11 protein-coding genes are annotated in these 13,706 nt (G+C 23.1%); 4 read left to right on the plus strand and 7 right to left on the minus strand.

Going from position 1 to position 13,706, the window contains the following annotated elements; translation table 4 throughout:
- Nucleotides 1–112 precede the first annotated feature (112 nt).
- Entirely contained in the window at nucleotides 113–1,969 is a 1,857-nt protein-coding gene (locus SGLAD_RS05460) for a hypothetical protein (protein WP_134297527.1), read from the minus strand.
- Nucleotides 1,970–2,121: 152 nt separating this feature from the next.
- Between SGLAD_RS05460 and SGLAD_RS02805 the strand changes: the two genes are divergently transcribed.
- From SGLAD_RS02805 to SGLAD_RS02815, 3 genes are all read left to right on the plus strand, one after another.
- Nucleotides 2,122–2,724, plus strand: a complete 603-nt coding sequence (locus tag SGLAD_RS02805; RefSeq protein ID WP_134297528.1) for an FMN-dependent NADH-azoreductase — start codon at nucleotides 2,122–2,124, stop codon at nucleotides 2,722–2,724.
- Nucleotides 2,725–2,792: 68 nt separating this feature from the next.
- On the plus strand, nucleotides 2,793–3,755 hold the full coding sequence (locus SGLAD_RS02810) for a GMP reductase (RefSeq protein WP_134297529.1): 963 nt from the start codon (nucleotides 2,793–2,795) through the stop codon (nucleotides 3,753–3,755).
- 39 nt (nucleotides 3,756–3,794) lie between these two features.
- The gene (locus SGLAD_RS02815; protein WP_134297530.1) at nucleotides 3,795–3,983 is read left to right on the plus strand and encodes a hypothetical protein; all 189 of its coding nucleotides are present in this window, start codon (nucleotides 3,795–3,797) and stop codon (nucleotides 3,981–3,983) included.
- A 36-nt stretch (nucleotides 3,984–4,019) separates the two neighbouring features.
- Here the strand turns inward: SGLAD_RS02815 and SGLAD_RS02820 are convergent, their stop codons facing one another.
- Genes SGLAD_RS02820 through SGLAD_RS02830 form a run of 3 tightly spaced genes read right to left on the minus strand, consistent with a single transcriptional unit; the run spans nucleotide 4,020 to nucleotide 8,148 of the window.
- Nucleotides 4,020–5,396 carry a hypothetical protein gene (locus SGLAD_RS02820; protein WP_134297531.1) on the minus strand — a complete coding sequence of 459 codons (1,377 nt, stop codon included), beginning with the start codon at nucleotides 5,394–5,396 and terminating at the stop codon, nucleotides 4,020–4,022.
- 10 nt (nucleotides 5,397–5,406) lie between these two features.
- Nucleotides 5,407–6,720, minus strand: coding sequence for a hypothetical protein (locus tag SGLAD_RS02825; RefSeq protein WP_134297532.1), 1,314 nt, complete (start codon nucleotides 6,718–6,720; stop codon nucleotides 5,407–5,409).
- Nucleotides 6,721–6,777: 57 nt separating this feature from the next.
- Nucleotides 6,778–8,148 carry a hypothetical protein gene (locus SGLAD_RS02830; protein WP_134297533.1) on the minus strand — a complete coding sequence of 457 codons (1,371 nt, stop codon included), beginning with the start codon at nucleotides 8,146–8,148 and terminating at the stop codon, nucleotides 6,778–6,780.
- A 133-nt stretch (nucleotides 8,149–8,281) separates the two neighbouring features.
- On the opposite strand from SGLAD_RS02830, the gene SGLAD_RS02835 reads away from it, so the two are divergent.
- Nucleotides 8,282–8,935: a hypothetical protein gene (locus SGLAD_RS02835; protein WP_134297534.1), complete on the plus strand. Its 654-nt coding sequence runs from the start codon at nucleotides 8,282–8,284 to the stop codon at nucleotides 8,933–8,935.
- A 6-nt stretch (nucleotides 8,936–8,941) separates the two neighbouring features.
- On the opposite strand, the gene SGLAD_RS02840 is transcribed toward SGLAD_RS02835, so the two are convergent.
- From SGLAD_RS02840 to SGLAD_RS02850, 3 genes are all read right to left on the minus strand, one after another.
- Nucleotides 8,942–10,534, minus strand: coding sequence for a hypothetical protein (locus tag SGLAD_RS02840; protein ID WP_134297535.1), 1,593 nt, complete (start codon nucleotides 10,532–10,534; stop codon nucleotides 8,942–8,944).
- Nucleotides 10,535–10,571: 37 nt separating this feature from the next.
- On the minus strand, nucleotides 10,572–12,191 hold the full coding sequence (locus SGLAD_RS02845; protein WP_134297536.1) for a hypothetical protein: 1,620 nt from the start codon (nucleotides 12,189–12,191) through the stop codon (nucleotides 10,572–10,574).
- 111 nt (nucleotides 12,192–12,302) lie between these two features.
- Nucleotides 12,303–13,634 carry a hypothetical protein gene (locus SGLAD_RS02850; protein WP_134297537.1) on the minus strand — a complete coding sequence of 444 codons (1,332 nt, stop codon included), beginning with the start codon at nucleotides 13,632–13,634 and terminating at the stop codon, nucleotides 12,303–12,305.
- Nucleotides 13,635–13,706: the final 72 nt, after the last annotated feature.

Genomic DNA, 13,706 nt, shown 5'->3' on the forward strand with positions numbered 1-13,706 from the left:
TATTGTTTAAAATGACTTATTCATTACAAAATAGTTAACACTTTTTTATAACTCTATTATTATAATATAAAAATAAAAAAAATTTTTCTTTTTATATTCAGAAAAATTTTTTTTATTTATTACCATCTCTACTTCTTCCACCATCACGGTTTCCAAAGCCACCACTTCGATTTCCACCATCTCTACTTCTTCCACCATCACGGTTTCCAAAGCCACCACTTCGATTTCCACCATCTCTACTTCTTCCACCATCACGGTTTCCAAAGCCACCACTTCGATTTCCACCATCTCTACTTCTTCCACCATCACGGTTTCCAAAGCCACCACTTCGATTTCCACCATCTCTACTTCTTCCACCATCACGGTTTCCAAAGCCACCACTTCGATTTCCACCATCTCTACTTCTGTTGTTTCTGTCTTTGTTATTGTCTTCTTCAGAATCTTCTTTTACAATATTTCTATGCATTCCATATTTAATACGACTTTCTCTGATTAAACCAGATTTTGACTCTTTATTAAAATCAAAATCTTTATTTTCAAATACCTGAATAGCTTTTTCGATGTTTTTTGAAACTCTTTCTCAATCAATTCTTTTAACTATTTTAATGAAATTTGGTCTATATTCTTCAGCACTATCATCATTTATATCTGCAATATCTTCTTTTACATCTTTAAAGAAGTTAAATTCTCTTAAAATGTCTATAACTTTTTTAGCATCAACAACATTTAATGTAATTGTTCTTTCTATGTTTTCTTTTGCTTCTGTTTTTCCGTCTTCTTTTGCAGCTTCAACTTCTTCTTTTGCAGTTTTTGCAACTTCAATTTCCTCTTCAACAGTTAAATTAGATTTTTCAACTTTTAATTGTTTTGTTTCTATAATTTGATTTATTTCTTTATGTTCTTCATCTTCAAAATCAATATCATCAATTTTATCAATAATTAAATGATCTCCATTTTTTAAGCTATCTTTTAATAAATCAAATTGTTCAAGAGTTTTTATATTATATTCAACTGAATTTGCAATCATATAAATATCATTTGTATCCATAAAATTCATAATAAACTCAGCTTTTTTTAAGATTATTTCTTTATCATTTATATAAATTGCTTTTTTATCTCTAATCATTGTTAATAATGAATCAATAATTTTATTAAAAGTACTGATGTTTAAAATCATATTTTCATAAGTATTTAAATATACTATTGATTTGTGTTTTAAAGTTTCAAGATCAAAAAAGTTAACTTCACTTAATAATAGTTTTGATTGACTAATTATATTTTCTAACTTAGCTTTTTGAATTTTAAAATATATTAAATAATCTTTAATGTATTTAATTGCAATTTTTTTATCTTCAACTGATAAAAATTCATTAGTTTTAAAACTATCTCCTAGATTTACTAAGTATTTAACATTCTTTCTAAATGAAAAAAATGTTTTTATTAACTTATCAAGATTTGAACTAATTGATTTATGATAAACTCTAGCTTCGCTTGCTAAATAAGGATCATAACCAACAATTCTTACTGAACCTAAATTTTGAAAATTTTGGTTATTTTCTTTTAAATCAAAATTTAAAAGTTGATATTTTTCTATTAAAGTTTTTAAGTCTATAAAGATATTTAAATAGTAAAAGTCTTTAAAAAAACCTTGTATATTGTTTGCATTTGTTTTTGATACAATTAATTTTAATAACTTAATTTTAAATAAAACTTCAAGATAATAACATGCGATTGATTCGCTTTCAAATTCTATTTCTTGATTTTTAAAAAATGTATAACTATCAAAATTTATTGTTAAATTTGTTAATTGTTCTTTGATATTTTCTTGATCGATTTCAAGACTGTTTATATTCGCTTCTATTTGATCAAACGCTTGATCAAACGCTTTGTTTTTATTTAAGTATTTAATAATACTTTTTTCATAAGTAGTTAAACTTTGTAAAATTTGTGTTTTATTATTTAATTCCATTAAATGTTTCGCTTTCTGGTGTTAATTTATAACTTGTTAATTTTAACCTATTTTTAACCTTTTTTAAGTTTTATTTAATATATTAATTTTTTTAAAAAGAAAATTATTTTTGAGTTTTTCTTTGTAAGATTAAATATATAAGGAGATACAAAATGAACAATAAAATACTAGTAATTTCAGGAACAGTTAGTCCAAAAGATAAATCATATTCAATAGCTTTAACAAATAAGTTTATTGAAGCATATCAAAAAAATAATCCGAATGATGAATTAATTTATTTAGATTTAAACGATACTAAAATGGCAAAAATCACTTTAACTAGAGAAAATATGCAACAATACTTCAATCAAGAAGATGCATTAGATTATATTAAGCAATTAAAAGAAGTAAATAAAGTTATTATTTCAAGTCCGATGAACAATTTCGCTGTAAGTGCAATGATTAAAAACTATTTAGATCATATTTTACTAGCAAACGAAACATTTTCATACAAATACTCTAAAAAAGGAGATGCTAAGGGTTTATTAGACCATTTAAGTGTACAAATTTTAACAACTCAAGGCGCTCCAATTGGGTGATATCCTTTTGGAGATCATACAGCTTATTTAAAAGGAACATTTGAATTTGTTGGTGCAAAAATTAATGAACCAATTTGTTTTGCTGGAACAAAAGTTGATCCAATATCAAGTATGAACCCTATTGAAGCAATCAATACAATTGAAGCAAAAATAGTAGAAATTGCTAATAAATTTTAATTTTTAAAAAGGAAAGAAATTTCTTTTTTTTATTTGTATAATATCTTAGTAATAAGGAGAATTTAAAAATGTACGCATTTGATTATGATGATATTCAATTAATACCAGGATTATGTACTGTAAAATCTAGAAGTGAATGTGACACAAGTATAAGACTAGGAAAACACACCTTTAAAATGCCAGTTGTGCCCGCAAATATGGCAAGTGTAATTAACGAAGAAATTTGTACTTTACTTGCTGAACATAATTATTTTTATGTAATGCATCGTTTTAACATTGATAGTTTTGAATTTGTAAAAAATATGAAAAATAAAAACTTAATTTCTTCAATTAGTGTTGGAGTTAAAGATGAAGACTATAAATTAATTGAAAGATTTGCAAAAGAAAATTTAATCCCTGACTATATTACTATTGATATTGCTCACGGGCACTCTATAAGTGTAAAAAAAATGATAGAACATATCAAAAAACACTTAGAAGATAAAACTTTTATAATTGCAGGTAATGTTGGAACTCCACATGCAGTTAAGGATTTAGAATATTGAGGAGCTGATGCAACTAAAGTCGGAGTTGGTCCGGGAAAAGTATGTATAACTAAATTAAAAACTGGTTTTGGGACTGGTGGATGACAACTAGGAGCAATAAAATGATGTAGCAAAGCTGCTAATAAACCTATTATTGCTGATGGAGGACTAAGAGTTAATGGTGATATTGCCAAATCTATACGTTTTGGAGCAACAATGTGTATGGTTGGTAGCTTATTTGCAGCTCATCAAGAATCACCAGGAAAATCAATAACTATTGATGGAGTTTTATATAAAGAATACTACGGTAGTGCTAGTGAATATAATAAAGGTGAAAAACGTTATGTTGAAGGTAAAAAAGACTTGATTCAAGTTCGCGGTAAGTTAATGGAAACTTATAAAGAAATGCAAGAAGATTTACAATCATCAATATCATATTCAGGGGGAAATAAAACTCTTGATATCAAAAAAGTTGACTATGTAATTTTAAAAACAAGTAATTTTTAAAAAATCATATAAAATAATATTGTAAGGAGATGATTGAGTATGGAAAAATGCCAAAATCCAGAATGTTCAAACGAAATAAATTCACAAGATCCAAAACGTATTTATGTTTTTGATGAAAAAATTGAAGACGAAATTCCAGTAGCGGTATGTAATGAGTGTTATAAAAAAAGCAAAGCTGAAGAAAATGACATTGACTGAAGTCACTCTGTGAATGAAGAAGAAGAATAATATAAAAAGAGATGTTAAGTAACATCTCTTTTTATATTAAAGTAGATCTACAATTGTTTTAAAAATAAAATATATTTCTTTATTGAATAATTCATAATGCTTGTCGTTTTTAATATCTTTTATTTCTCTGATTCTTAACCTATTAAAGACTCACAAAACAGCTGGGTTTAAGCTTGATTTATCGATTTTATAGCAAAGTGCTTTTTTTTCTTTATAAAAATTAGGTATTTCTATTAAATTTGCACTAAAAAAGAAAAATAAAAAATATTCATTTAAAATATTAAACTTATCATTATTTTCAAATACAAATAAAACAGGAATTTCTGCATCAAAACTTTTTTGAAAAATATCTAAAAGCTCTTTTTCTCTTAGCTGATTTTTAAAAATATAATCATTTTCTCTTAAATTTAAAATTAATTTATTAAAATTTTGATACCTAGTAATTTCTAAAGTTTTTTTATTGTTAACTAAGTCAGATCAAACTTTGTAATAATCAATTAATAAGTCAAAATTTTCATATTCTTCATTATTGTAATATTTTAAAATTCAAAATATAAAACTAATCTCTTCAAAATAATTTATTTTTACTTCTTTATTCATATGAAATAAATAGTTTTTTTTCATAACACTTTCAAATAAGTTTAATTCATTATTCAAAGAATTAATTAATTCTATGTCATGAACTTTATTAACTTTAATAAACTCATTTATTAAATTGTTTTGATGATTGTAAGTTTCAATTTCATTAGTAATTTCATAATAAGTTTTAAAAACTTTTTTATTTTTAATATTTTCCAATTCACTTTTTAGTAAAAAATCATTATCAATTGAACAAATAACTTTAATATTTTTTAAATTTTTTGCTAAAAGTTCTATTAAAATTTGTCCTTCATATATTTCGTACAAGTCTAATACAAATAAATTTTCAATAGTCATAATTATTTTTAAAGAGTAAGTACCTATTAATTTATCAAACTCATTCAAAATATCTAATAAAAAAATTTTAAATGCATCAATAGAATTTTGTTTTGGTTTGTAATTAAAATAATATCTAAATGCAATTGCCCTATTATTTGTATGTATTTTTTGACTGATTATTTTTTTTATTTTTTTCTCTCTTAAAAAATTATCAACTAACATTAGTCCTTCAATATTCTTTATTTCTAATAATAAATTCCCTACAAAATCATTTAACATATCATTACTTTTTAAAAATTCTTTAAAGTCAAAATTGATATGATAATATCCATTTTCTGTTAAACGATTTGCAACTTCTTCAATCACAAAATTTTTTGCAGTATTTTTTGAACCATTTATTGCAATAAAACCTTCATATGAATTTATTATTTTATTTAATAATTTTTGAATAAATTTATTTGCATTAATTTTGTTTAATATATTTTCATTTTTCATAATAACCTTCTTAAAAGAAATTATTTCCCTTATTAAATCCTGCAAAGAATTTCATTTTTAAATATTCTTGACCCATGTTAGGATTTTCAAATCTAAATTTATTTAAAGCAGAGAATAAATTTATAGTTTGCTCATCGAGTTTATAAAATAAATCATTGTTTAATAAAATATTATCTGTTAGTATTAACGAACAATTGGAAATAAATGTTTCTATTGATTTATTTTTATTATCAAGTATTTTTAAGTATTGATAAAAGAATTTTTTTAGTCTTTCATTCTCACTGTCATAAATTATTGTTGTTAAACTTGTATTATTAAAATTTGCTATATTTATTGAAGCAACATTTTCTTTAACAAAAATGTTATTAACAGAATTAACTAAACTAAAATCTTCAGGACAAACTTGTGGGTATAATAAGTCATATACTTTAATATTTTTATTAATATTTAATTTAAATTTAATTACTTTTAAAGATTTATTATTTAATAAATTTTCTTTATATTTTTTTAAATAATTAAGTAAAGAACTAGTTAAGTTTGATATTTTTTTTATTCGATAAATGAATAAAGCTTTATAACCTTCATCTTCTATTGAATTATAAAAATTTCTAAATTCTTCTTTCAAACATTCTAATTGAACTTTTGAAATAAAAAGTTTTTGTAGTAATGGTAAAAAATGTATTTTTATAATTTGATCATCACTTGTTTGTTCATCTACAGTAATTAATCTTATTTCATTATAATGTTGTAAACATAAACCATAAAAACTAAAATTTTTATTCGTCACTTTTTTAAAAAAGTTTTCCCCTATTTTAAAATTATTATCAAATGGATTTAAATTATTTGTTGTTAAATAATTTTTTTTATCAAAATTAATTTCATATAATCTGTTTTCTTGTGATAAATTGTTACATTGTGGGTAGTTACACTTTTCTAATTTAGATAATTTATCATAATTAGTTTTAAAATAATTTTGCATTCTTAACAAATAGTTTTCATATTCATCTGATTTAACAATGACTTGTTCATAAGTTTTATAACTTTTATCTTTAATATTTAATAATTTTGCTTTACAACATTTTTTATAAGTTAAAGAACTTAAACAAAAACATTCTTGATCATCATCAAAAGCAAAAAAATTATACCCATTTAATTGCAAAAAATTTATATTGTCGTTATCTAAAAAATAGTTTTCAAAAATTGCTTCAACAAACTTTTTAGCCTCTTCATTTTTTATCTTATTATTTTTTATCTCATTAATTAAAGCTTTTTTATCAACACTCTCAATAAGTTCAATATCTTCTTCTTTTTTATTTTTTTCCATAATTACCTCTTAAAAAATTATATATACAATTGATTTAATTTTAAATAAAAAGAACTACTATTTAAATCTAGTAGGACTTTTTTTCACTTTGGCTTGATTTTTAGATAAGTTAGGCATTTTGCTTTTATTAATCTTACTTTTACTCAACTGTTTTTTACTTTTTTGAGTTTGTTGTTTCATTTGTTGTCTTTGTTCTTTTAATAAAATTGCTTTTTCTCTTCTCAGTTTTCTTTTTAATTCTTTTGCTTCTAATTCACGTTTTTGAGCAACTCTGATTTTATCATTTTTTTCTTCTAATAATATTGCTTTATCTTGTTTAATTGATGGTTTTAGAACTTTTAAGTTTTTCATTTCTTTTTCATCATCTATATCATCTAGATTTAGAAACTTAGATTTATCATTAAACATGTTGTGTGGCTGTTCTAATTCTACAAAAATTATTGGATCTGATTCATCATCTATAAATTTCTTTTGAAAGTTTTTTGTAGCCATATTTTTAGAAACCTTAAAATCAAAATTAAAGCGAGAAATAAAGTCTGGTGCAGTTATTGGTCTTGCACAATTTTTTTCAAAAATTATTTTTTTAATTTCATATGTATCAACTGAAGTTTTAATTGAATATGATCATTGTAAATCTTTTAAATAAAATTCAAATAATAGTTCTGAAAAGTCATATTGTACTAATTTATTTTCTCTAAACAATGGCACATTATCTAAAAACTCTTTAAATTTTTCATTTCTAAAAAAGAAGTCATGTTGATCGCCATATTGAATAATATCTCCATCTTCGATTTGATAGATAATATCTCCAACTTTTCTTAAAAACTCTTCATCATATCTAAAAGTTGATTTAATAACATCTAGATATCGTTTATGAGTTTGTAGTTCACTTGCTCTAACCATCATTTGACGATATTCAAAGTATTTTTCTCTAAACATTCCAACAGCATTTAATCCACCAACTGTTAAAATATCTCTTTTTGATAAATTTGATTTTCAAAACTTTTCATAATGATTTCCTAGTGCAAAAGTAGTATCGTTTGTAGGAAATTCAGCAGGAGTTAAAGTTAAAATCGGAAAAATAAAAGGATAATGACAATGAATTGAATAAAATCATGCTGTTGATTTTTGCTCTCTTCCAACCATTTTAATTGCAAAACGATTTAAATGTTCTAACTCTTCTTCATTAAAAATCACTAAAACATCAATTTTTAAATCCATATTTTTTACTTTTCTAGCAAATTTAGGATAATATTTTTCAAAACTAGCTGTTGATCTTTTTCAATCCCCGTTCAATAACTCATTAATTATTGTTAATTGACTTAAATTATAAAATTCTCCACCAATTAAATTTTGTTCTTCATCAAATTCAAAGATTTGAGTACCAGGAGTAATGAAGTTTTCTACAATTATTTTTTTTAAAAGCATGATTTTTCTCCTTTTTAAAATTAATCTAATTATATCAAAAAATACAAAAAAATGTTAGGGTCTATTGACTTAACTTAATAGTGTTAATCTATTCAAATTATTATATAATTACATTTATAAGAAAGGATGAATTATGCAACAAAATAAATGAGTTTTAAATAAAGTTGGTATAAAGTTTAGATGCTATTACAATGTAATAATATTAGCTCTTTTACAAATGACTTATCATATAATTTTGATCATTATTAACTTATTAACCGATAAAAGTGGTTATTTATTATTTAATTTGTTTGCTGCTGTAATGAAATTAATATTTACAGGTTGCTTTTTTGTATTATGTTTATTAATTAATAAATTTGATGAAAAAACTAAATCCGTTATCTTAATTTGTTTTACTTCAATTGATATGATTTTAAATGTATTTTATTACATAGGTACAGTGTTTATGGCTGGAATGTCATTACTTTTTTCTTTAAATGTTTCTTTTGATAAATTTTTTGTTATTAAAATATGTGCATTCTTAGTTTTAATAATGTTTTATATTTATTTTTATTTTGATATATATAAGTTTAAAAAAACAAGACAAATTACAAGATCAATGTTTATCTGCATAGGAAATATTGAAAAGATTTTAAATGGAGATATGAGTGAAGAAGTTAACAAAAAAACAATAAAAAATATTAACCAAGAAAAGCAATTAAACAAAACTAATGTTGATAAAGAAAAAAAATTCAATCATGATGATGATTGAAAAGCAAATGAAGATTACAAAAATAAATCAGAATAATCTGATTTATTTTTGTATTAAATTTAATTTCTTTTTTAACAAGTTATATTTAATGTTTAACCCTGTAACAACTACAATAAGAACTAGTGTTAAGCTATAAAAAAAGAATCATAAGAATATATTTAAAAAATTATTATAGTCAAAATCATAACCAATTTTATTACCTTCATAATAATAATCGTATTTTTTATTAATAGCATCATTCATTTCTCTAAATTCATTAATTCTTCCTCCAAAACCATCAAGTGCATGTCCATATTCATGAATTAAAACACTGTATCAACTTGGAGATGAAAATCATTGAGTTTGATAATTGTTGGATTCTTTAATTTCTATAAAACTATTTAATTTTAAAACTATATAAGAAGACTTTATCGAAAACTTTTGATCGTCAATATATAATTCTGTTCCTGTATATCCCAAAACTGATTTAGAAGAATTTTTTAATTTAGAATCACTAGAAATTATAAAACTACTTAAAATGTTTTCAACTCATTTAGAATTATAAATAAGAGAAAATAAATAATTGTATATCATTAAAACAGCTTGTTTTAGTTCTAATGTATATTGTTTTTTTCAATTATACGCATTAAAAACATTAGTATAATTTTTATCAATTAAATCAAAGATATTTTCAAAATTAACTTGACTGAAGTTATTCTTATTTTTAGAAGCTGTTATTAAATTTTGATTTAATTCAAAAAAATTTTGATAATGATTAGTGCTAAATTCATAGAAACTTTTAATACTAATTTCGCTTGCTTTTGTATAAGTGTCATTCATTCAATTACTCAAATTATTTTTATAAAACTCGAAAATATTTATTTTATTATTATCAAAAACTAACATACTTGATTGTTCTAAAAAATTACTTATACATCCTTCAGTATAACTATTGTTATTAATTTTTGAAAGTCAACCAATATTTTCATCTTGATAATTTAAATTTAACTTATTTTGATTATTAATTTTTGCATTTAAATTATACTTTGGTATACTTTGGTTTTTTAAAAATAAATTGTCTAATTTAATATTTAAATTATTTAAGTTTGTTTGTCCAGAATTTATAAGATTAGGTAAAAAATTTATAAAAAAATAATTAGTTAATTCTCAGCTTTTATTTTTATATTCATCTGGTGTGAGTAATCATTTAGCAAAAGCTTCAGCAAAAAATTCTCTATCATTTTTAGATCCATACTCACTTAAATTGATAGTTGAACCTATTAAGTTTTGTAAAAATAATGCTTTATAAAAACTCAATTCTGCTTTTTTATCTATAAAATTATTATTTTGATTATAAACAATACTTTGGTTATATGTTAAGTGCTTTGTCAAGTTTGTATAAATATTTTCATTAATCCCAACAACATTTTTAGTATAAAAATATTTGAGTACCCTACCATAAAACATTAATTTAGATGTTATTTGAGTATTACTATCATTTTTTGAAATAATTTTATCATTAGTTAAAAATTCATTAAATTTATAATTATCGTTAGTATTAACATTATTTATTTCATAAATATTTTTATTAGATAAACTTAAAGAATTAGATAAAAAAAATCCAAAAGTTATAAATAATTTTATCAAAAAACTCATTTCGATTAACCCCTTCTAACTTTTGGATTGATATATATTAAATTTTTTTAGGTTTTTTTCTAACTGATAGCACAGTAATAACTGAAACAAAAATTATTACTATTGCCATTACACCAAATACAATCCCAATAATTTTTAAAAAATTATTTGTACTTTCTTCGTTTGCTTTTTTAGGGTTTTTACCACCCAAATAAGTTCCTTTATATAAGCTAGAATAAGTTCTAGTTTTGCTAATTTCTGAACTAGCTCTAAAGTTTTCGTCTTTTCCTCCATATGCTTCTAAAGCATGTCCCATTTCATGAACAATAACATTAAATTTTTCAGGAGTACTGAATCAACCTTTTTTATATTGACTATGATATTCTTTTAACAATAAAGAATCTGATCTAATAACAATATATGAATCACCAGTTGTTGCTGTATTATTTGCTTTTCCATATCCTGATGTTGCAGTATAGCCCAATGTTCCAGAATCCCCATCTACTAGAGTTTCATCTGGAGAAATAACCAAACCTGTCATAACATTTAAAACTTTTTCTTCGTTTTTGTTAGAACTAATCCCATCGTTAATTATTGAGTATAAATAATTATACAAGTTTAAAAACACTTGTCTTATTTCAATAGAATTTTGCTCTGTTCACTCGCTTAAATTATCTTCTCCTTGTGGAGTATCGTTTTTATAATAACTAGCTAATGAAGTGAATAAATATTCAGGAGATACTTGAGCGACACCGTTAATATCTAATGAAAAATCTTTTAATTTTTCATCTAATTCACTAAAACTACTAAAATGATTAGAGTTAAAATTATTAAATTTATTTATAGATTCTTCACCTGCTTTTGTCCATGAATCATTCATTCAACCAGATAAAACATTTATTAGACCATCTGTATTTGCATAATTAATTCCTGATCTATTTATTATTCCTTGAATTGCATTAACAGAATAAATCTTGTCAGATCAACCAATGCTTGTATTACTATTATAATTTAAATTAATGGGATTAGAATCTTTTTTACTTTTAGATAAATCATATTCATTTAATTTTGAGTATTTACTTACAGTATTTTTTGCAGCTTCTATTAATTTTTTAGACTCAGTTCCGGGTATTGAATCTATAGAATAAGAATTTCTAATAAGCTCTGGTAACACTGTAGTATAAAAATTATTTATAATTGCTCAACTACTATTTTTAATATCATCAGGAGTTAATAATCATTTTGCAAATGATTCTGCAAAAAATTCATTATCACTACTTGCTCCATAAGCACTAATGTTGATTGTTGAAGCTATTAAGTTTTGCATAAATAAAGCTTTTGAATAACTAGTAGTTCCATTAAAAGTATCAACTATTGATTCTACATCATTAATGGCTTTTTCACCAGTTACATTATTTGCAATGTAATATTTTAAAATTCTTCCGTAAAACATTTGTTTACTTAATATATTTTGACCAACATAGCTATTATAATCATCCAATATTAGATCTTTATAATTATAAGTAGTTGTGGCTTTATTTGTATTATTTAAATTATTTTGATTTGTATAAAAACCCTCATTATCAAAATTATTTTCTTTGTAAAGAATAGAAGTAATAAATAAACTTGAAAAAACTATTGATAGTGTTAATAATAAATTTTTAAATGATAATTTCATTTTAATTCCCCTTTAATTTTAAAAATTACTATTTTTTTACATTACTTTAATATTCTATAATAAAAAAAGAGTAAAAATTTTTCTTTTTTTTACTCTTTTTAAAATTTTTTTTTATTTTTCGAATTTATTTAAAACTAAGTCAGCATACTCTTTAATAGCGCTTAATAAATCGCTTGCTTTATAAGTACTTGCTTTACTAAAGAAATTAGTTGAAGCATCTTTTAAAATATCAACAGTAAATTTACTTTTAATTAAATCTGCTGATTCTTTAGATAAACTATTATTTCCACCAAAAGAAAGATCTCCTTCAGTTCATAGAGTTTTTCCAGATAAATCTTTTCCTAACGATTCTTTAATATCCATATCATCTTCATCAAAAGTCATATGTAAGTTTTTATCTTTATAATAATTAACTATATTTGCTTTAACAGTTTCATTATCGTGATAAGCTTTTGAACTTCCCAAAGCAATAACTGTACTATCTTTAATATTTTTTTCAGCTGATGTAATGAATGAATTTGAATAATCAGATGCGTATGCTTCTGCTTGGTTAGTATCAACTCCAACAACTTTAATACTATCTTGTTTATTTTTTGCTTTAATAACTCCTAGTAAATCAGCTGTTTGAGGTCCAGCAACTGCCATAACAACATTTGGTTCTTGATTAACTATTACTTCAGATATGTTTTTACCTTCTCCAGAATTGAATGATGTAGAATATCAATTTTTATCATTTCCATCAATTGGTGTTGTTTTTTGAGCATCAATTTTTGAAGCTTCTATGTTTTTATAATCTAAATCTTTAAAAACACTTGCTAATTCATCAGTTGTTTTAAGCTCATTAAATACTTGAATTGCAGATAAAAATCCAACCATAAATAATTCAACTGCGAAGTAATTTGATTGTCCACCAAATGTTGCTAATTTAACCTTATTATCTTTATAGTTTTTATCTTTAATTGATTGATAAATTGAAGAAATTCCAGCATAAAATCCTGACATATCTGCTTTATACATTAAACCGATTGCTGTTGGTATTTTTTGTGTATTTTTAACATCTATTACAATTTCAGTAGCATCATTCCCTAAAATCTCTGATGCTTTTTTAATATTATCTCCATCATGATGAAATCCTGGTAATATTGCAACTTTTGCACCTGCTGCTTTAGCAGTTTCATAACCATCAATTATTTTTGAAATATCCTCTGGTTCGTTGAATCCGATTCCTGAATATTCATCATTAGCATTTACCTTTAATATATCTTTGATAAAAATATCTCCAGCAGTTTTCCCACTTTCATTAAATGACTTATCGTTTATTCTTCCTGCATCTGTTACTAAATAAACATCATTAAATTGTTTTTTACCACCACAAGCTACAGCACTTGTTGCGCTACTAACTCCAATAGAAATACTCATTAGTCCAGTTAAAAGTTTTTTCATAAATTTTTTCTCCTATTATTTTTTTTGTAAAATAACATAAAAAGAAATCAACTAATTAATTAATTAAATTGA

The sequence above is a fragment of the Spiroplasma gladiatoris genome, assembly GCF_004379335.1.
Taxonomy (GTDB): domain Bacteria; phylum Bacillota_I; class Bacilli_A; order Mycoplasmatales; family Mycoplasmataceae; genus Spiroplasma_A; species Spiroplasma_A gladiatoris.